Genomic DNA, 18,498 nt, shown 5'->3' with positions numbered 1-18,498 from the left:
CGTTGAGCCCGCCTTGTAGCGGAAATTCGCCGGCATGGAAGGGGCACCGCCTAGAATCGGCCGTTCGCGACCATCGGTAGCCGGCGCAATGACGCCTTCGTGTTCCAATCCGCGCCACAATCATGTCATAGCGCTGCCCCGACCTCCATTCCGCAGCCCAAGAGTGCCCATGTCCGCGTTGATGCGTCGCGCCGTTTCCGCCCTGGCCTGCCTGGCGTTCCTGCCTGTAGCCGGCGAGGCGTCGGCCGAAAAGATCCCGGCGAAGCCGCACCAGGTGGTGATCATCTCCTTCGACAACTCCAATCCCGTCGAATTGTGGCAGAGGAGCCGCGCGCTCGCGGCAACGACCGGTGCGCGCTTCACCTATTTCCTCTCCTGCGTCTTCCTGCTGTCGCCGGAGACCAAGGGAATCTATCAGGCGCCGGGCGAGAAGGCCGGACGCTCGAATGTCGGCTTCGCACCCTCTAAGGAAGACGTGAAGGCGCGGCTCCAGCAGATATGGCTGGCGCGCTCGGAGGGCCATGAGATAGCGAGCCATGCCTGCGGCCATTTCGATGGCGGAAAATGGACCGAGGCCGACTGGCGCCGCGAGCTTCTGTCGGCCTCGACCATCCTCCGCGACGCCTGGCGCATCAACGGCCTGGACGGCGAGCCGCGCGGCTGGCGGCATTTTGCCGAGCACGAGATTTCGGGTTTTCGCGCACCGTATCTGTCCACCGGCAAGCACCTTGATGAGGCGCTCGCCCAAGCGGGCTACCGCTACGGTGCCAGCGGCGTCTCGCGCGGCCCGGCCGAGCCCCTAGAGCGCCACGGGCTGATGCAGTTTGCCCTGCCGCAGATTCCGGAGGGGCCGGCTGGGCGAAAAGTCATCGCGATGGACTACAATCTGTTCGTCCGCCACTCCGGCGGTTTTGAGCGTGCCGACAGGGATGGCGCCTTCGAGGAGCGCGCGCTCTCGGCCTTTCACGCAGCCTTTGACAGCCAATATTCCGGCGGCCGCACGCCGCTGCAGTTCGGTTTCCATTTCACGCTCATGAATGACGGCGCCTACTGGCGCGCGCTGGAGCGCTTTGCTCGCGACGTCTGCACGCGTGCCGACGTTGATTGCATCAGCTATGCCGATTATGTTGCGCGGCGCGAGCAGCCAGACCGGACGGTCGTCGGCGACGTTGGCGGGTAGGCCCCAGCTCAGGCGTGGTCCGAGGCAAGCTCCTGGCGTTCGACATAGCGCCGGTCGATGTCTGGCAGCGGCTGCCCATCCAGTGTCGCCTCGAAAGCGCGAAGGCGCTTGTAGATCGACAGCAACTCGACAATCGTCGGCCATGAGTTGACCAGATACTGGAACGAAGAACTGACCTGACTGAAGGCGGTAGCGATTTGCTGCCAGATGCCAAGCGTTATTTTTCCCGCGGCAATGGTCGGGATCAGGATAAGACTTGCGAAGATCGCGTCCGCCTGACCGAAACCTGAACGGAACACGTTGAAATAGGCGTAGTGAAAATACAGCCTGAAGTAGTTCTTGCGCACATTAGCGAAAAGCTCGGTGACTGTCGGCGGCTGGGCACGATCTTCGTGATCCTCGCCGTAGACAAGCTCCTTTCGGTAGGCGGCCTCGACACGCTGGTTCCTGAATTCCAGACCCGGTAGCTTGATGCCGACCACAGCCAATAGCACCGTGCCAAACAGCGACCAGACAACCGCGGCAACCACGAGGGAGTAAGGAACCGGCCCGAAGAACGGAAGTTCGGTGATGTAGGTCGACAATTGCGCCAGCAGGGGCAAGAACGCGATCAGGGTCAGGATGGAATCAGCGAACGCCACGCCTAGGCCTTCCATGGTCGTGGAGAAGCGCATGGTGTCTTCCTGAACGCGCTGCGACGCGCCTTCGATATGGCGAAGCCGCGACCAGTTCGCCATGTAGTAGTCGTTCATGGCGGTGCGCCAACGGAAAATGTAATGGCTCACATAAAAGCGCGTCAGCACGAACAACATGATGTTCGCCATTCCAATCCAGGCATAAATCCAAAACAGGCTATAGAGTTCGTCCGCCGACACCGAGGCGGGCGGCGTCAGCGCTTTCTGGAATAGGTCAAAGAACGGCCTGCGCCAGTTGTTCAGCGCGACGTAGAGTTCAACTGAAATATAAGTCGAGAAAAGGATCATCGCTGACCCAAGAATCGACCAGTTCTGCCATGGGTGCGGTGCAAAGAGCCGCCAGAACAGATAAAAAGCTGCCAGGAATACCGCGAAATAGATGTAGAACCAGATGAAGGGGCCTGACCAAAACACCGGGACGCCCAAAATTGGAGGCGCATCGGCGGGCGCCGGAGGCAGACCGAAGGCAGCGCCGAGCTGCGCCCCTCCAAAGAACCAGAACAGAATCCCAACCAGGCTCCATACGGCGGCCGAGATGAAGAAGAGCTTCGGCTTAGGGAAGAAGGATACGAACACGTCAGCAATTTCCTTGCCGGAGGCGCGAATGCGCGGTTGGATCACACCGGCATGAAGTCACACTTCGCCGCTAAAGGAAATGCGCGCTGCCTGCCGTCGCCGGGCAGGAACCGTCAAATCATGGCGATTTTGGCGCGGCGCGGGAGATCAGCGCCACCGCGCCGGCCACGATCAGCACGAGCGCAGCGCCGACGGACGCGACAACGAAGTCGCCCGTCCATTCCGCGGCAAAGCCAGCGGCGATAGGCCCAAGAATCTGGCCGGTACCGAAGGCCGCGGTCATCAGCGCCATGACCAGGCGCGGCGAGTGCGGCGCAAGCTGCCGACCGGCCTGGAGGCCGAGCGCCGTCAGGCCGACAAAAGTTCCGCCGAGCAGAACGCCGCCAAGCAGCGGACCGAATTGTCCGCCGAGCGAAACGCTCGCCGCTACGCCCACCGCCTCGACCGCACAGCCGATTCCGAACGCCACGACCACGCCGCCGCGCCGCGCCACTACGTTCCACAGGAATACGGACGGCAGGGCGGCAAGACCGGTTGCCAGCCACACCATGGTCTCGAACAGCCGGCTCGATCCGCCGGCGCGGACTATGGCGATCAGGAAGGTTGCGGTGATGATGTAGCCGAAGCCGAACAGGCCGTAGGCGAGGATCATCAGGACCAACGGCCTGTCGCGTGGCAGGGATGGCTCGGCAGCCGACGCGCCCGTCACGATCGGGCCGCGATCGATCAGGCGCATTGCAATCGCGAAACCGAGGACCGAGAGTATCGCCGCCCCGATCCAGCCGGCGCGCCAGCCGGCATCCGTCGAGATCAGCACGGCCATCATCGCCGACGATGCGGCGATGCCCATGCCGACGCCGCCGAAATGCACCGCCTGGAGATCGCCGCGGCCGGTCGCGGATAGCTGGCTGAAGACGATGCTCGACGCGAAAACCAGGACGAATGCACTGGCCACGCCGCCAAGGAACCGGATGGCAAGGAACAGCGGAAAGCTGTCGGTTGCCGCCATGAGGGCGCAGAGCGCCGCGCTGGCCGCAAGCCAGCACAAGGCGAGCAGCCGCTCGCGGCCTTGCGCCCAGGCTCCGGCTGTGGCGATGGCGCCAACGAGATAACCGAGATAATTGGCCGAGGCGACCAGCCCGGACTGAGTGGCGGACAGGCCGAGTTGCTCCATCATCCCTGGCAGAATCGGCGTGTAGACAAAGCGGCCGATGCCCATGGCGACCGCCAAGGCGGCCATGCCGCCAAGAGCGTAACGGAGTGGAGAAGCGGAAGAGGCGAGCATCGCCCCAACCTTAGATTTGTTGCATTGCAACACAATCCGCTTCGATTGGTCCAGCCCTTCGAACTTTCAGTGGGTTTCAGGCCGCTGGCTCGCGGGCACGTCAATGCAGGCGGGCGAGCCCCTTGAACGGCTCCGTCGGCAGCCGGTAGCATCGGTTGAACGGCAGGTCGGCGAGTTCGCGCGGCGACATGGCCGCGAGCGCCGGGTGCGAAAGCGGATCGCGCCACCAGGTCTGGTTTTCGGAAGGGGCGTCGGCCGGCTCGAACACTTCCCGCCCGAGGGTTTTAAGGATTGAGATAAACTTCATCTTTGTTCTCCAATGCGTGTTGCAGGCTGGTATTTTGAGCCGATCCATGGTCCTTTCAATCAAGAAAGCCATTGGCCCAAGATTAGAAAACCTAAACCGATGAAACTCAATTCGGTGCATCTCAACGGCTTGCGCGCGGTGGAGGCGGTGGCGCGCCTCGGCTCGCTGCAGAAGGCGGCGGAAGAACTCGGCGTGTCGCCGAGCGCCGTCAGTCAGCAGGTCGGGCGGACCGAGGCGCAGATCGGTCAGGTGGTCTTCGACCGGACGTCTTCGGGTCTCCAGGCAACCGGATTCGGCCGGGATTTCACCGCGCGACTATCTTCAGGGTTCCGTGAACTCGAGGGCGCGGTCGCCATGGCCGAGCGTGCGAAAGTCTGCGTGCTGGCCGTCTCGGTTGCGCCTGCGTTTGCGTCAAAATGGCTTTTGCCGAGACTTTCCAAACACTTCACGCTCTATCCCGAGGTCTTCCTGCGTATCGACGCCTCGACCAAACTGGCCGATCTGGACCATTCGGATATCGATATCGCGATCCGGATGGGCGACGGGACATGGCCGAAGGTGCGCGCCGAATTGCTGATCGCACAGGAGATTTTTCCGGTCTGCGCGCCGTCGATCGCCGAGACACTGAAGACGCCGGCGGACCTGGCGAAGACCTGGGAGATCATCGACGAGAGTTCGATGTTTTCATGGAATCAGTGGTTTAGCGCGGCTGGCATCGAACCCGTGCGGATGCAGCAGGGCGCTCGCTTCACAGATCCGATGCTTTGCCTCGATTCGGCGATCGCCGGCCATGGCGTGACGCTGGCGTGGCAGTTGCTTGCCGCCGACGCCATGGCCGATGGAAGGCTGGTGGCGCCATTCGGGGTCCGGGCGACAAGCGGCCTTGGCTACTGGATGGTGACTTCGGCTGCCGAGCGTGAGCCGAAAAAAATCAATCAATTCAAGGCGTGGATACGCGGCGAGATCGGTCAAACCATCCAGCAGTTCGGGCCGCTGGTCTGCGCACAGTGATGGCAGCGCACTACGTCGCGGCGTATGTCATGTCTCGAATGATAAGCGTTATCAACGGCTTGGCGCCGTGAACGGCGCCAATTCGCGTGACAAGCCGGACATGGACTCCTGACAGACCGGACATCTGGGCGCTTTTCGACGCCACAGCCTGACGAAGTCATCCGCGCAAGCCTCACGGACCGGACCGGATGTCAAGCTCCGCTCGGACGCCAAGACGGCGACACAACATCGCCGCTTTGAAGTGGCGCGATGGAGTCGACCGGCCTATCTATGCCACCAGTCAAATCTCAAAGAAGGTATCGTCCATGACCTCCCACCCCGGCACACTTTCCGCCTCGATCGATCCGACAAAACTCGACCGGCTGGCCGAGGTGGCGGTGAAGGTCGGGCTCAGGCTACAGCCTGGGCAGGACCTGGTGATGACGGCACCCGTCGCCGCGCTGCCGCTGGTGCGAAAGATCGTGGCGCATGCCTACAAGGCGGGCGCGGGACTGGTAACACCGATCTTTTCGGACGAGGAGATCACGCTCGCCCGCTACCGCAATGGGCCGGACGAAAGTTTCGACCGAGCGCCGGGCTGGCTCTACGAGGGTATTGCAAAAGCCTTCGACAGCAATGCCGCACGGCTGGCCATCGTCGGCGACAATCCCATGCTGCTGTCCGGCGAGGACCCGGCCAAAGTGGCGCGTGCTAACAAGGCCAACTCGATCGCCTACCAGCCGGCGCTGGAAAAGATCGCGGGCTTCGACATCAACTGGAACATCATCTCCTATCCGACCGCTTCCTGGGCGAAGCTGATGTTTGCCGGCGACAGCGAGGATATCGCGGTAGCGAAACTGGCCGACGCGATCTTCGCCGCCTCACGCGTCGACCGCGACGATCCGGTCGCGGCGTGGCGCGAGCATAATGCCGCGCTCGCCAAGCGGAGCAAATGGCTGAACGGCGAGCGTTTCAGCGCCTTGCACTATACCGGCCCGGGCACGGACCTGACGGTGGGCCTGGCCGACGGCCACGAATGGCACGGTGGCGCCTCAACCGCCAAGAACGGCATCACCTGCAACCCGAACATCCCGACGGAAGAAGTGTTCACCACGCCGCATGCACAGCGCGTCGAAGGGTATGTGCGCAGCACGAAACCACTGTCGCATCAGGGCACGCTGATCGACAACATCGAGGTGCGGTTCGAAAAGGGAAAAATCGTCGAGGCCAGGGCGACGCGCGGCGAGGAAGTGCTGAACAAGGTGCTGGACACCGACGAGGGAGCGCGCAGGCTGGGCGAAGTGGCGCTGGTGCCGCATTCCTCGCCGATCTCGAAAAGCGGGCTCCTGTTCTACAACACGCTGTTCGACGAAAACGCCGCCAGCCACATCGCGCTCGGCCAGTGCTATTCGAAATGTTTTCTGGGCGGCGACACAATCACGCCGGAACAGATCGCGGCGCAGGGCGGCAACAAGAGTTTTATCCATATCGACTGGATGATCGGGTCGGATGAGATCGACATAGACGGTGTGCGCGCCGACGGGTCGAGGGTGCCGGTAATGCGCAAAGGGGAATGGGCGTAGAGAGAGAGAGAGAGAGAGAGAGAGAGAGAGTACTTCGTCGCAGGATAACCAGACCAAGGCATGTCGCTGTGCCTTGGCCGAGGTGCTGTATTTTTTACACATTTTGGTCCGCTTTGTGCCACGTTCGCGTGGAGATGAACTGTTCCACTGCCTGACAGCCGACATTGCCGTCGACCTCTCTGGAGGTCGCGCCACCAACGGAACTCATTCGAGACTGCTGGGATGGAGATGGCTTTGAATGGGCTTGTCATGGTAATTTTCGCCGGAATGACGCAGCGCTCGCCGCAAGAGTAGCGAAATCGGCGGAAACTCTCGAATGTCCATCGCAACGGGCGAAGGCAAACTGGAACGGCGGCTCGCCGCGATCCTGGCCGCCGACATCGCCGGTTATTCGCGGCTGATGGGAGAGGACGAGGAAGGAACCCTGCGCGATCTCAGGGCCGTGGACGAGGAGGTTCTGACTCCCCAGACGGCGCAGCACCAGGGCCGCATCTTCAAGCGCATGGGCGATGGCTTCCTCGCCGAATTCCCCAGCGTGGTGGAGGCGATGCGCTGCGCGCTCGACATTCAAGCCGACATGGCGGCGCGCGCAGCCGCCAGCCCCGGCGCGCGCAAGCTCGCTTTCCGCATTGGCGTGCACCTGGGCGATGTCATCGCCGATCGTGGCGATGTGTTCGGCGATGGCGTCAACGTGGCCGCGCGCCTGCAGACGCTGGCGGAACCCGGCGGCATCTGCGTGCATCGCTCGGTGCGCAACGAGGTGCGCGATCGCTTGCCCGTCAAGTTCGTCGATATGGGTGAAATCGAGGTCAAGAACATCGCGCGGCCGGTGCGCGCCTTCCGGGTGGCGCACGATGGTGAGACTGCTGAAACTCTGGCCGCCCCAGCCCGCAGAGCGAAGCTCGCCCTAGCGGCGATCGCCGCGGCACTGCTCGCCGTCGTCGGGTTGGCCGCTGTAGCCTTCTGGCCGACCGACGCGCCGCGGCCGGATGCCACCACCGATCCGGCCGGCGCCGGCAAGCATTCGATCGCGGTCCTGCCCTTTGCCAATGCCAGCGGCGATTCCGAGCAGGACTACTTCGCCGACGGCTTGAGCGACGGGCTCATCACCCAGCTCACCGGCCTGTCGGGCTTGTTCGTCATCGCCCGCGGCTCGGTCCTGCCCTACAAAGGGAAGACTGTCAGCCCACAGACGGTCGCCCGCGAGCTTGGCGTCCGCTACGTTCTCGAAGGCAGCGTGCGAAAGTCCCAGGACCGCTTGCGCATCAGCGCCAACCTGGTGGAAGCCGACACCGCCCGGCAAATCTGGGCCAAGCAGTTCGATCGGCGTCTCGAGGACATCTTCGCCGTGCAGGATGAGGTGATCAAGGAGATCGTGGGAGCGCTTGCGGTGCAGCTCACGTCGGCGGAAGCGGCCGGGCTGACGCGCATTCCGACCAGCAACCTGGAGGCCTACGATTGGTTCCTGCGCGCCGAAGCGCAAAGCTACTATGTCGTCGATGCCACAACGCAAGCGCGGGCCCTTGCCGCCTATGACAAGGCGATCGCGCTCGATCCCTCCTTCGCCGATGCCTATGCCGGCTATGCGCGGACTTCGGCCCAGGTCTGGCTGAACGTGGCGGACCTGGTTCTAACCGCGACGGTGGCAAGGAAGCGCGCCTACGAGGCCGCCGGCAGGGCGCTGGAACTCGATCCCGACAATGCCCGCGCCTTCGCGGCCCTCGCCGTCTTTCAGTTAGCCGAAGGCCGCCACGACGACGCCATTGCTTCGGTGCGACGCGCGGCTGCACTCAATCCTGGCGATGCCGAGGCCAAGGCAAACCTCGCCCTGGTGCTGGCCTATTCCGGCGAACCGGACGAAGCGGCGACCGCCATTGCCCAGGCCATGCGCTTGAATCCGAAACCGCCACCCGGCTTTCTCCAGCTTACGGGGATGGTGCACACGCTAACCGGGAAATACGAGCAAGCGCGGACCGAACTCGAAACCGTGGTGGCCGCCTGGCCGGCCGCGGAAAACACGCGGGAATATCTGGCCGCCTGCTATGCTGCACTCGGCCGAACCGACGAGGCGCGAAAGCTCGCGGCCTTCCTGACCGATTTTCCGTTCGCCAACCTCGCCGCCTATCGCAATCTCTATACCGGCTTGTTCCGCAATCCATCCGATCTCGCCCGCCACCTCACCTTGCTCGCTGAGGCCGGCATTCCCGAATGGCCGCTCGGCTATCGGGGGAACGAGCAAGCTCGCCTTCGCGGCGAGGCCTTGGCCACTCTCATCGTTGGGCGTGGCTGGCAGGGGATCACCACGTTCAAACGCGCCGACGCCGTGCCGTTCTTTCTGCAGGTCACCAAGGACTTCCGGGCCGCCTATCGCGGCGCCAACACGTTTCTAACAGGGCTGGCGCGAATCGAGAACGACCAGCTCTGCCTGCAATTCGAGGCGAGCTTCCGCGGTCACTGGCAATGCGGCGCGGTCTATGCCGACAAGAGCGGCGGCCTGGACTACGCTCTGGTCCTGCCCGACACGCTCCGCTTTTTCTCGGTCAAATAGCGCTTTCTACTTCACCAGCTCGGCATGCACCGTCGGCCAGTTGGCCTCGGCTTTGGGCCGATTGGCGGCGAGGTCCTCGAAGCCCGCACCGGCGGAAAGATAGAGCTTGCCGTCGATGATCTGCCAGACCTCGGGTTCGATGTTGACGGTCACCTCGTTGTAGGCGACGCCCTCGCTGCACAAGCCGCCATACTGCGGTGCGTAGTCTATCGGGCTGGCATCGAACAGCTTGCGGTTTTTGTCGCTGGAAAATTGCCAGGTGGCCCCGAGCCATTCCGATTGAAACTTCTCCGAGCCCTTCACCGCCCGTTTTTCGGTGAAATAGGCGACAGGGTCGTAGCCCTCGATGGCGACACTGCCGAAGTAGCCGGTGTTGACCTCGCCGGCCGCAGCCGGCACGGTCCAGGCGGCAGCGATGCAGAGACAAGTCAATCCGAGATGTTTCATGTCGCTCATCCTTTCGTTTGCAGATCTAAGGCACGCGTGCGGTTTCGGCCGCCAGCTTCAGGCACTCCCCGCCCCAGAGACCCGTCAGCTTCGCCGGCTGGCATTGGCCGCCCCGTTTCAACAGGAAGGCAAGCGTCTCCTTGCGCGCCTTGAATCCGGCGCGGGTCATGGCGGTGTAACCGTGGCGTTCGGTTGCTTCCGGATCCGCACCGGCCGCCAGCAGCATCGCCAGAATGTCCGGATGGTTTTCTTCGGCGGCGACGATGAACGGCGTCACCTTGAAGCGGTTCTCGGCGTCGTTGGGCGAAGCTCCGGCCACCAGCAACTGCCGCACACAGTCCGTGCAGCCCGCATAGGATGCGCCATGCAGCGCCGTCATGCCGCGGCTGTTCCTTGCCACGACATCGGCGCCGCGTTTGATCAGCAAGGCAACAGCTTCAGGCCGGTTGGCCAAGCAGGCTGCGACCAGTGCCGTCTCACCGGCTGGGCTTTTTTCGTCGATAGCAGCACCGCTGTCGAGCAGGGCCTCGAGTGCAGCCACATCTCCGATGCGCGCCGCGTCGTGAAGCGGCCCGGCAGTCGCGGCTGCAGCCGTCAATCCGAGCCAAAATGCCACTGCAGACAGTGGTCTAGCGAGCATGTCGCTCCCCGTTTGGCTGGACAATGCTAGCATGCGTGCCGTTTCCGGTCGAGTCCGGCGCCTGGGGAGCTGGGATTCCGTTTACGGCTGCGCCCGTGATGCAAGGGTCATAACCAAGCACTTCCGTCGCATTAGGCCTTGGCGAGCCTGCCGCGCTCCGACCAATGCAGGACGCGAACAGCGCTTGCGTTCTGCGTCTGCCAGCGATGTCCAGATAAATCCAATTTAGCAGCTTGCTAAAATCTTTAAATTTTACTTAGCGGAATCCTTCGGCCCATATGTCCTCACCGAACAGCGTCGGCGGCGCGCTCGCGGGAGGACAGAACCATGAATGCGTTTTCGAGAAATGCGTTTTCGACCGTCGCGTTCGCGCCTCCCGCCCGGCTGCTGATGGGTCCGGGGCCGTCCAATGTCGCGGCCGACGTGCTGGCCGCGCAGGCTCAAGCCACCATCGGCCATCTCGATCCGGCCTTCGGCGAACTGATGGAAAGCATCAAGGATCAGCTGAAGGCAGTGTTCCGCACCCACAACCGCGTGACATTCCCGCTTTCGGCGCCAGCCTCGCTCGCCATGGAGATGGCGCTGGTGACGCTGCTGGAGCCCGGCGACACGGCCATCATCGCTCAGAACGGGGTGTTCGGCGGGCGCATGGCGGAGATCGCCCGGCGGGCCGGCGCCGAGGTGAAGCTCGTCGCCGGCGAATGGGGCCGACCCGCCGACCCGCACGACGTACGCTCGGCGCTGGCCGAGGCGCCGCACGCGAAACTTTTGGCGTTCGTGCATGCCGAAACCTCGACCGGCGCGCGTTCGGATGCGGCGACACTCTGCCGGCTGGCGCGCGAAGCGGGTATGATGAGCGTGGTCGACACGGTGACCGGGCTTGGCGGCATTCCGGTTTCGGTGGACGAATGGGGTGCCGACGTCGTTTATTCCGGCACGCAGAAATGCCTGTCGGCGCCGCCTGGCCTGGCGCCCATCACCTTCTCGGACCGGGCCGTGTCAGCGGTTAAAGCGCGCAAGACGTCGGTGCAGAGTTGGTTCCTCGATCTCAGCCTGATCCTCGGCTACTGGGACGGAGAAGGCGCCCGCTCCTACCACCACACCGCCCCGGTGAACGCGCTGTTCGGCCTGCACGAGAGCCTGCGGCGGCTTTTGTCGGAAGGACTGGAGGCGGCCTGGGCGCGGCACGAAGCCAACCATGAGCTTCTGGCCGAACGGCTGGAGGAACTGGGTTTTGCCTTCGTCGTCGACAAGCCATACAGGCTGCCGCAGCTCAACACGGTGTGGATACCGCAAGGCATCGACGACGCGCCGGCGCGGCGGCTGCTGCTCGACGAGTTCGGCATAGAGATCGGCGGCGGGCTGGGGCCGCTGGCCGGAAAGATCTGGCGCATCGGCCTGATGGGCGAGACCTGCCAGGCCGACAACGTCGAACGGCTGGCGGAGGCGATCGCGGCGGTGAAGGGCTGAAGCCGGCGATTTCCGTAGGATTCACTGGCGTTTGAAGGCGAAGGCTTCGTGGCCTTCGCCGGGATTCCTTATTCGACCGCCTGCTCATAGATGTCCGGCTTGAAGCCGACGGTGAGTTTCCCGTCGATGTCGAGCACCGGCCGCTTGATCATGGTCGGATGCCTCAGCATCAGGGTGACCGCCCTGGCCTCGTCGAGGCCGGCCTTGTCTGCGTCCGGCAGTTCGCGAAACGTGGTGCTCGCCTTGTTGAGCAGCTTTTCCCAGTCGAGCTTTTTCACCCAGCCGCGCAAGGTCTTCTCGTCAAGCCCCTCGGCCCGATAGTCGTGGAAGCGGTATTTCTGGCCGTGACCGTCAAGCCAGGTCCAGGCCTTCTTCATTGTGTCGCAGGTCTTGATGCCGTAGATGGTGATGGGCAAGGGCAAGCCTCCATGTTGGCTCCCGGTCTACCGCCGCCTGCTGGGGTTTCAAGCGCAAATGCGCACGGAGGACGATTGTCCCGAAGAAGTGCGGCGGCGCTGAGCGCAAAGCCCCTCTCGGTCTCGCCCGTTCGCATGCTCAGGGGCTCGCCACCCCTCGCCCGCTCCGCGGGGGCGAAGAATCAGTCCAACGACGCCACCGTCTTCAGCGCGCCGTCGAGCAAATCGCCCTTCTCGTCCTTCAACGCCGCCTCGCGCAGGCGACGGATCCAGTCGGCGGCGTCGGCGCGGCCTTTAACAAGATCGAGCCCGGACAGCACGCGGTCGAACTTCGACTGGGCGCGGGCGTGGGTGTCGGAATAACCCTTGATCAGCCGCCGGCATTCTAAGATTTCAACCGCGAGCGCGTAGTCGGTCGCGACATGATCGAGGGCGAGTGCGTACCAGTGATCGAGGTGTTCAGTTTCGACGGCGTGGCGGAGCAGTTTTCGGCGCCAGCGGCGCAGGCCGCCGATGATCCACAGCGTGGCGAAGCCGGCCATGCCGTCGGTGCGCACATGGCGGCCGCGGTTGATGCGGCGGTCCAGCCAGGCGGCGAGTCTTGGCCGCGCCTCGATATAGCGGCCGAGCCCGGCCGGCATGGTGCCGCAGAATTCCTCGATACGCGGATGGAAATATTCGGTGACGCGCAGCACGTTTTCGTCCCTGACGCCGACCTCGCGGCGCACGCGCGCGGCGCGGGTCGAGCGGGTCTTCAGGTCGGCGACACGGATCATGTCGTCGTAGCACATGGCATTGGCGAGGTGCTTTGCCGCGGCGACCGACAGCGTGTAGTTGTGAGCGGGGGCGTCCAGCGCGACGGCGCGGGCGAGCCGGTCGAGATATTCGCCGCCATAAGCGAGATCCTGGTAGTCGACCACCTTCTTCAGGCCGCGCGCGGCCATGTCGCGGACGGGTTCGGGAAGGGCTGAGATGCGTGCGGTTAGCGACTGCCAGCCGGCAAGCTGCGAGGCGGGGCCGGAGACCGTGTGTCGGGAGGCCTCGGCGCTGCCGTTCTGCGGACTGCCGGCAGAGCCGGCAGTTACCCCCACCCCTGACCCCTCCCCACAAGGGGGAGGGGAATCCGGCGGCGATGCCGCGCTCCCACCGTCAACGGCCTCGCTCGACAGAGCGGCCGGCAAATCCCCCTCCCCCTTGTGGGGAGGGGTTAGGGGTGGGGGCGACTTTTCTGCAGATGCGGCCTCGGATCGATTCGTCCCCCCTGCCCGCTCATAAGCACCCGCAAACGCGGCGAGGCTTTGCTTCACGCCGCGCCCGCCGGCGCCGATCGCCGCCTCGTAGCTTTCGCGCGGGAACGGCAGGGCACCGCAACCGGCCAGCGCGCCGAGCAGGCTGGCGGAGATGACCGAGCCGGCCTGGACGGCGATCCTCTCCATGTCGAAGGTGACGAAGCGTTTGGATGCAGCCTCGGCGGCAGCCAGCACTTTTGGAGAGGAGGCGCGGCCGTCGCCGGGCTCGATCTTTTCCGACACGGCGGCGATGCGGTGCGAGGAGGCGATCAGCGTGGTGCGGTCGGGCGTGACGAAGCCGCGCATGATGGCGCGGCCCGCCTCCATCAGTTCGGCGGCGACCAGGATGTCGACGTCGCCCTGCGCCGGCGACAGCGCGAAGACCGGGCGGCGGCCGGTGTCACGGCACATCTCGATGTAATAGATCGTCGCGCCGGTGCGCTGGGCCACACCCGCGACCGAGGTCGACTGGGCGAGATAGCCGCTGCGTTCGGCGGCATCGACGATCCAGTCGGCGAGCACGCCGCCGCCCTGGCCGCCGACCGCCAGCATGGCGAGTTTTATGATCTCGCCGTCTGCCGGGACATGCGCGCCTTCGGGAAGGATGATGGCTGGCTCAGGCATCGGCGAAGGTCAGCCGCCGGGACTCGCGGAACCGCTGCAGCACGCCGATCGCCTTGCGGCGGAAACGGTCAAGGAAACGCTCCCAGCCGCCCGGATTGTGGACGGTGTCGGCGCGGTAGAAGGAGGGGCAGAGCACGGCGGCGTCCGCCACCTCGCCGCAATTTCCGCAGCCGACACAGCTCTGGTCGATATGGGCGACCGGATCGTCGCGCAGCGGATCGTCCAGCGATTTCACCGACAGCGACGGGCAGCCGGAGAGCCGCATGCATGCATGGTCGCCGGTGCAGATGTCCTCGTCGACGCCGAATTTCGGCTTCACCACCGTCTCGCCGCCCTTGATCGCCTTGTCGAGCAGCGGCCGCTCGCGGCGCTGGCGGTTCAGCATGCATTCGGACGACGCGACGATGACTTTTGGGCCCTTCTCCTCGGTGGTCAGCGCCTCCTTCAGGGTCGCGCGCATTTTCGACACGTCGTATGTGCGATCGATGTGGCGCACCCACTTCACGCCCATGCCCTTCACGGCTTGTGTGATCGGATGTTTTGTCGACTTCGACCGGTTGCTGGCGCGCGAGGACAGGATGTCCTGGCCGCCCGTGGCGGCCGAGTAAAAATTGTCGACGACGACGATGACGCCGTCATTGCGGTTGAACACCGCGTTGCCGATCGAGGACGTAAGCCCGTTGTGCCAGAAACCGCCGTCGCCGACGAAGGAGATGGAACGCTTTTTCGCGTCCGGCGAATTGAAGGCCGACGCCGAAGCCGGGCCGAGGCCGTAACCCATGGTGGTGGCGCCAAGCTCGAAGGGCGGCATGATCGAGAACAAATGGCAGCCGATGTCGGAGGCGATGTGGTGTTTTCCCAGTTCCTTCTCGACCAGTTTGGTCGCCGCGAAGATCGGGCGCTCCGGGCAGCCGGTGCAAAAACCCGGCGGGCGGCCCGGGACGACGCGCGACAGGTCGGGAATCTCGTGGCCGTTGCCGGTCTTGTTGGGCGCGCGCACCGCGGCGGGCAGCATATGCGGCGCCTCGGCGCGCAGGAAGGCGCCGAGCCCGTCGAGCATCACCTGGCCGGTATATTCGCCGGCCATCGGCAGATATTCCTTGCCGACGAGTTTGGTGTCGCGCCCCGCCTTGTGCAGCATGGCGGCGAATGCTTGCTCGATATAGTTGGGCTGTCCCTCCTCGACGACGAGCACGGCGTCCTTGCCTTCACAGAAGGCCAGGAACTCGTCGTCGACCAGCGGGTAGACCGCGTTGAGCACATAGAGCGGAATTTGTGTGTCGCCGAAATTGTCGGCGAGCCCGATGCGCTGCAGGGCGCGGATGACGGCATTGTACATGCCGCCCTGCATGACGATGCCGACCGAGCCGATTTCGGCGCCGAAGAACTCGTTGATCTTGTTGCGTCGGATGAAATCGACGGCGGCCGGCCAGCGCTTCTCCACTTTCTCCTTCTCGTGCAGGAAGGAGGCCGGCGGCAGCACGATACGGCCGGTGTCGCGGCGAGGCGACGACAGCGCCTCGGTGACGGTCATGGCCGGGCGCTTGTTGTCCTTGGCGATGAACTGGCCGTGGACGTGGCAGCAGCGGATGCGCACCTCCATCATCACCGGCGTATTGGAGGCTTCCGAGAGCTCGAAACCGTCCTCGACCGCCTTGACGATCGACGGCAAATTGGGCCGGGGATCGAGCAGCCAGACCTGGCTCTTCATGGCGAAGGCGTGGCTGCGCTCCTGCATGATGGAAGAGCCTTCGCCATAATCCTCGCCGCAGATGATCAGCGCGCCGCCGGTGACGCCGCCGGAAGCGAGGTTGGCCAGCGCGTCGGAGGCGACGTTGGTGCCGACGGTCGACTTGAAGGTCGCCGCGCCGCGGATCGGGTAGTGGACGGAAGCGGCGAGCATGGCGGTGGCGGTTGCTTCCGAGGCCGAGGCTTCAAAATGCACGCCGAGTTCGCCCAGAATGTCCTGGGCGTCGGCCAGCACGTCCATCAGATGGCTGATCGGCGCGCCCTGGTAGCCGCCGACATAACCCACGCCGCATTGCAGCAGCGCCTTGGTGATGGCCAAAATGCCTTCGCCGGAAAATTCCTCGCCAGCGCCGAGGCGGAGTTTCTTGACTTCCTCTGCGAAGGACCGTTCAGCCATGGGGATGTACTCCGCGATGTGCGCGTCCCGCTGGAACACCCCTCATTCGCCTCGCTGCGCTCGGCACCTTCTCCCACAAGGGGAGAAGGGGGAGCGCTGCGCATTTTGCCTCGGCAAATCTCAAGCGTTGGCGATTGGCGGTGAGCTGGGCGCGAAACTCCACCTTCTCCCCTTGTGGGAGAAGGTGTCGCCCTCGGACTTGCGAAGCAAGGACGAGACCAGGCGACGGATGAGGGGTGTTCCAGCGAGACGCTTTCATGACCGTCAAATCTCGTGCTTCCGAATATTCTTCAGCATCTTCTGCAGCGTCACGATGAGGGCCGAATATTCGTCCTCGCCGATGTCCTCGAACATCGCCTCGAAGGCGGCGTACATGGCCGGCCAAGCGCGGCCGAACTCGGCGCGGCCTTCATCGGTGAGAAAGACTTTTCGGATGCGGCTGTCCGTCTCGCCGGTCTCGCGCCGCACTAGGCCGTGCGCCTCCAGGGCATCCAGCGTGCGCGACAGCGTCGACTGCTCGATGACGGTATAGACCGATAGGTCGCCGACCGTGACGCCGTCCATCACGGCCAGCACGGCCAGCGTGCGGACCTGCGGGATGGTGCGGTGCTGGCGGCGGAAATCGTCGCGCAGCGTGGCGTTGTAGCGGCCCATGATGCGGTTCATCAGATAGGGTGCGAACTGCTGCAGCCCGATCTGGCCGAGCGTCGAGATAGGCGCGCGTTTTTCTGCGACCTTCTGTTCCATCAGAGCTTGCTCCCGAGAAGGAAGCCGGACCCGCCGCCGAGCCCCGCGCCGGGATGGGTTGAGGCGCCGATGTGATAGAGGCCCTTCACGTCGGTCTCGTGGTTGCGCGTGCCCTTGAACGGCCGCCACAGGAACGCCTGGTCGATGGTCGACGAGCCGCCATAGGGGTCGCCGCCGACCAGATTGATGTTCATTGCCTCGAGATCGGCCGGAGAATAGCTCTTTCGAGCTATTATGGTGTCCCTGAAACCGTCGATGTGGCTCGCAAGGATCGCCTCGGCGCGGTCGGCGAAGGCTTCGCGCAGTTGTTCGGTCCAGCCGCCGTCGGCGACGACCAGCTTTCCGGCGGCATCGCCCTTGATGTGGCGCGGCGCCTCGGGAAGCTGCAGCCAGAGGATCGCCTTGCCGGCCGGGCAGCGCGACGGATCGAGCGCATGCGGCTGGCCGACGCATATGGTGGGCGTTTCAGGGAGCATGCCCCGCGCCGCCTCGTTGCAGGCTTTCGACACGCCGTCGAGGCCGGGCGTCAGATGCAGCAGCGCCACCTGTCCCAGCCCTTCGCCCTTCCAGGCTGGGGGGCGGTTGAGCGCGTAATGGATCTGGAAATTGCCCTTGCCGTAGCGAAAATTCTTCACCGCGTCCGGTTCGCCGGCGGGTTTCGCGCCGCCGAGCAGGCGGTCGTAAAGCTGCGTCGGCGTGACCGAGCAGATGACGCCGTTGGTCGCGGAAATCTCCTGACCCGAGGCCAGCCGCACGCCGCTGGCGCGTCCATTGCTCTGGATGATCGAATCGACGTCGGCGCCCGTGCGGATTTCCCCGCCGCGCTCGCGGATGAGCTTTTCGAAGGCCGACAGCAAGTTCTTTCCGCCGCCCTTGACGATCGAGGCTCCCGCCGCCTCCAGCGCGAAGGCGATCACCTTGGCGATCTGGCCGGAAAAAGCGTCTTCCGGGCCGAGGCCGGCATGCAGCACCCAGGGTGCCCACAAGGCGCGGGTGAGGTCGGATTCGTAGCCGCTTTCCAGCCAGCCGCGCGCCGGCACCAGCGCCTCGCCCAGAAAAGCAGCCAGCCCACGCGGGCCGCGCCGCCATGCCTCTGCCGCCAGTAGCTTGAATGTCGGATAGCTCCAGAGATTGCCGCCGAGCAGCGAAAACAGCAGGCCGGCATTGCGCTCGATCCCGCCGACATCGCTTGCGTGCCGGTCGCCGTCGCCCGGTGCGATGGCGTTGAGGGCGGCGATGTTGGCGGCGCGGTCGGTGCGGATGACGGCGTGGCTGCCATCCGGCCGCAGCACGCCGGTCGGCATCGCCGTATGGCAGAATTTCAGGCCGTGGCGGGCAAGGTCGGGCCCAAGCGCCGCATAGGCCGGGCCGGTGATGAACAGCACGAAGGTCGTCGCCATCACGTCGTGGACAAAACCCGGCGCGGTGATTTCTTCCGTGCGGATGCAGCCGCCGATACGGTCGTTGCGCTCCAGCACCAAGACTTTTCGGCCTTTGCCGCCAAGGATGGCGGCGCAGACGAGGGCGTTGATGCCGCTCCCGATCACATCATCGT

Annotated in this window: 15 protein-coding genes; 5 read left to right on the top strand and 10 right to left on the bottom strand. The window is 64.4% G+C overall.

What is annotated here, in order from left to right:
* The first annotated feature begins 169 nt into the window (after positions 1–169).
* On the top strand, positions 170–1,180 hold the full coding sequence (locus ACH196_RS16440; RefSeq protein WP_396647991.1) for a polysaccharide deacetylase: 1,011 nt from the start codon (positions 170–172) through the stop codon (positions 1,178–1,180).
* An 8-nt stretch (positions 1,181–1,188) separates the two neighbouring features.
* Here the strand turns inward: ACH196_RS16440 and sbmA are convergent, their stop codons facing one another.
* The 3 genes from sbmA to ACH196_RS16425 form a co-directional block, all read right to left on the bottom strand.
* Entirely contained in the window at positions 1,189–2,451 is a 1,263-nt protein-coding gene (gene sbmA, locus ACH196_RS16435) for a peptide antibiotic transporter SbmA (RefSeq protein ID WP_396647990.1), read from the bottom strand.
* A 118-nt stretch (positions 2,452–2,569) separates the two neighbouring features.
* The gene (locus ACH196_RS16430) at positions 2,570–3,736 is read right to left on the bottom strand and encodes a YbfB/YjiJ family MFS transporter (RefSeq protein ID WP_396647989.1); all 1,167 of its coding nucleotides are present in this window, start codon (positions 3,734–3,736) and stop codon (positions 2,570–2,572) included.
* A gap of 100 nt (positions 3,737–3,836) precedes the next feature.
* A complete protein-coding gene (locus ACH196_RS16425; RefSeq protein ID WP_396647988.1) occupies positions 3,837–4,043 on the bottom strand; it encodes a hypothetical protein in 207 nt (68 codons plus the stop codon).
* Positions 4,044–4,142: 99 nt separating this feature from the next.
* Here ACH196_RS16425 and ACH196_RS16420 point away from each other — a divergent pair, with 99 nt between their 5' ends.
* The 3 genes from ACH196_RS16420 (at position 4,143) to ACH196_RS16410 (ending at position 9,164) form a co-directional block, all read left to right on the top strand.
* Entirely contained in the window at positions 4,143–5,054 is a 912-nt protein-coding gene (locus ACH196_RS16420; RefSeq protein ID WP_396647987.1) for a LysR substrate-binding domain-containing protein, read from the top strand.
* A gap of 305 nt (positions 5,055–5,359) precedes the next feature.
* Positions 5,360–6,616, top strand: a complete 1,257-nt coding sequence (locus ACH196_RS16415) for an aminopeptidase (RefSeq protein ID WP_396647986.1) — start codon at positions 5,360–5,362, stop codon at positions 6,614–6,616.
* Positions 6,617–6,932: 316 nt separating this feature from the next.
* Positions 6,933–9,164 (top strand): adenylate/guanylate cyclase domain-containing protein, encoded by a 2,232-nt coding sequence (locus tag ACH196_RS16410; protein WP_396647985.1) that lies wholly within the window; start codon positions 6,933–6,935, stop codon positions 9,162–9,164.
* A gap of 6 nt (positions 9,165–9,170) precedes the next feature.
* Here ACH196_RS16410 and ACH196_RS16405 read toward each other — a convergent pair whose 3' ends face one another.
* Both ACH196_RS16405 and ACH196_RS16400 read right to left on the bottom strand, forming a co-directional pair.
* Entirely contained in the window at positions 9,171–9,611 is a 441-nt protein-coding gene (locus tag ACH196_RS16405; protein WP_396647984.1) for a YHS domain-containing (seleno)protein, read from the bottom strand.
* Positions 9,612–9,636: 25 nt separating this feature from the next.
* The gene (locus ACH196_RS16400; protein WP_396647983.1) at positions 9,637–10,251 is read right to left on the bottom strand and encodes an ankyrin repeat domain-containing protein; all 615 of its coding nucleotides are present in this window, start codon (positions 10,249–10,251) and stop codon (positions 9,637–9,639) included.
* 327 nt (positions 10,252–10,578) lie between these two features.
* On the opposite strand from ACH196_RS16400, the gene ACH196_RS16395 reads away from it, so the two are divergent.
* Positions 10,579–11,721 (top strand): pyridoxal-phosphate-dependent aminotransferase family protein, encoded by a 1,143-nt coding sequence (locus tag ACH196_RS16395; protein ID WP_396647982.1) that lies wholly within the window; start codon positions 10,579–10,581, stop codon positions 11,719–11,721.
* A 68-nt stretch (positions 11,722–11,789) separates the two neighbouring features.
* Here ACH196_RS16395 and ACH196_RS16390 read toward each other — a convergent pair whose 3' ends face one another.
* From ACH196_RS16390 to ACH196_RS16370, 5 genes are all read right to left on the bottom strand, one after another.
* Positions 11,790–12,137, bottom strand: coding sequence for an arsenate reductase (locus ACH196_RS16390; protein ID WP_396647981.1), 348 nt, complete (start codon positions 12,135–12,137; stop codon positions 11,790–11,792).
* 182 nt (positions 12,138–12,319) lie between these two features.
* On the bottom strand, positions 12,320–14,050 hold the full coding sequence (locus tag ACH196_RS16385; RefSeq protein ID WP_396647980.1) for an indolepyruvate oxidoreductase subunit beta family protein: 1,731 nt from the start codon (positions 14,048–14,050) through the stop codon (positions 12,320–12,322).
* Complete coding sequence (locus ACH196_RS16380; RefSeq protein ID WP_396647979.1) at positions 14,043–16,196, bottom strand: thiamine pyrophosphate-dependent enzyme; 2,154 nt, start codon at positions 16,194–16,196, stop codon at positions 14,043–14,045. Before ACH196_RS16380 ends, ACH196_RS16385 begins: the two co-directional genes overlap by 8 nt.
* 264 nt (positions 16,197–16,460) lie before the next feature.
* Complete coding sequence (locus ACH196_RS16375) at positions 16,461–16,943, bottom strand: MarR family winged helix-turn-helix transcriptional regulator (protein WP_396647978.1); 483 nt, start codon at positions 16,941–16,943, stop codon at positions 16,461–16,463.
* On the bottom strand, positions 16,943–18,490 hold the full coding sequence (locus ACH196_RS16370; RefSeq protein ID WP_396648091.1) for a phytoene desaturase family protein: 1,548 nt from the start codon (positions 18,488–18,490) through the stop codon (positions 16,943–16,945). The genes ACH196_RS16375 and ACH196_RS16370 overlap by 1 nt, the downstream gene beginning before the upstream one ends.
* Positions 18,491–18,498 lie beyond the last annotated feature (8 nt).

Source organism: Mesorhizobium sp. IMUNJ 23232, from assembly GCF_044326205.1.
GTDB lineage: Bacteria > Pseudomonadota > Alphaproteobacteria > Rhizobiales > Rhizobiaceae > Kumtagia.
This window is presented reverse-complemented; position numbering and strand designations above follow the sequence as displayed.

Bases quoted from the DNA above. Each gene is read 5' to 3' on its own strand.
- ACH196_RS16400 (WP_396647983.1), bottom strand. From the start codon at position 10,251: ATGCTCGCTAGACCACTGTCTGCAGTGGCATTTTGGCTCGGATTGACG.
- ACH196_RS16395 (WP_396647982.1), top strand. From the start codon at position 10,579: ATGAATGCGTTTTCGAGAAATGCGTTTTCGACCGTCGCGTTCGCGCCT.
- ACH196_RS16410 (WP_396647985.1), top strand. From the start codon at position 6,933: ATGTCCATCGCAACGGGCGAAGGCAAACTGGAACGGCGGCTCGCCGCG.
- ACH196_RS16375 (WP_396647978.1), bottom strand. From the start codon at position 16,943: ATGGAACAGAAGGTCGCAGAAAAACGCGCGCCTATCTCGACGCTCGGC.
- ACH196_RS16385 (WP_396647980.1), bottom strand. From the start codon at position 14,050: ATGCCTGAGCCAGCCATCATCCTTCCCGAAGGCGCGCATGTCCCGGCA.
- ACH196_RS16440 (WP_396647991.1), top strand. From the start codon at position 170: ATGTCCGCGTTGATGCGTCGCGCCGTTTCCGCCCTGGCCTGCCTGGCG.
- ACH196_RS16430 (WP_396647989.1), bottom strand. From the start codon at position 3,736: ATGCTCGCCTCTTCCGCTTCTCCACTCCGTTACGCTCTTGGCGGCATG.
- ACH196_RS16415 (WP_396647986.1), top strand. From the start codon at position 5,360: ATGACCTCCCACCCCGGCACACTTTCCGCCTCGATCGATCCGACAAAA.
- ACH196_RS16420 (WP_396647987.1), top strand. From the start codon at position 4,143: ATGAAACTCAATTCGGTGCATCTCAACGGCTTGCGCGCGGTGGAGGCG.
- ACH196_RS16425 (WP_396647988.1), bottom strand. From the start codon at position 4,043: ATGAAGTTTATCTCAATCCTTAAAACCCTCGGGCGGGAAGTGTTCGAG.
- ACH196_RS16405 (WP_396647984.1), bottom strand. From the start codon at position 9,611: ATGAAACATCTCGGATTGACTTGTCTCTGCATCGCTGCCGCCTGGACC.
- ACH196_RS16380 (WP_396647979.1), bottom strand. From the start codon at position 16,196: ATGGCTGAACGGTCCTTCGCAGAGGAAGTCAAGAAACTCCGCCTCGGC.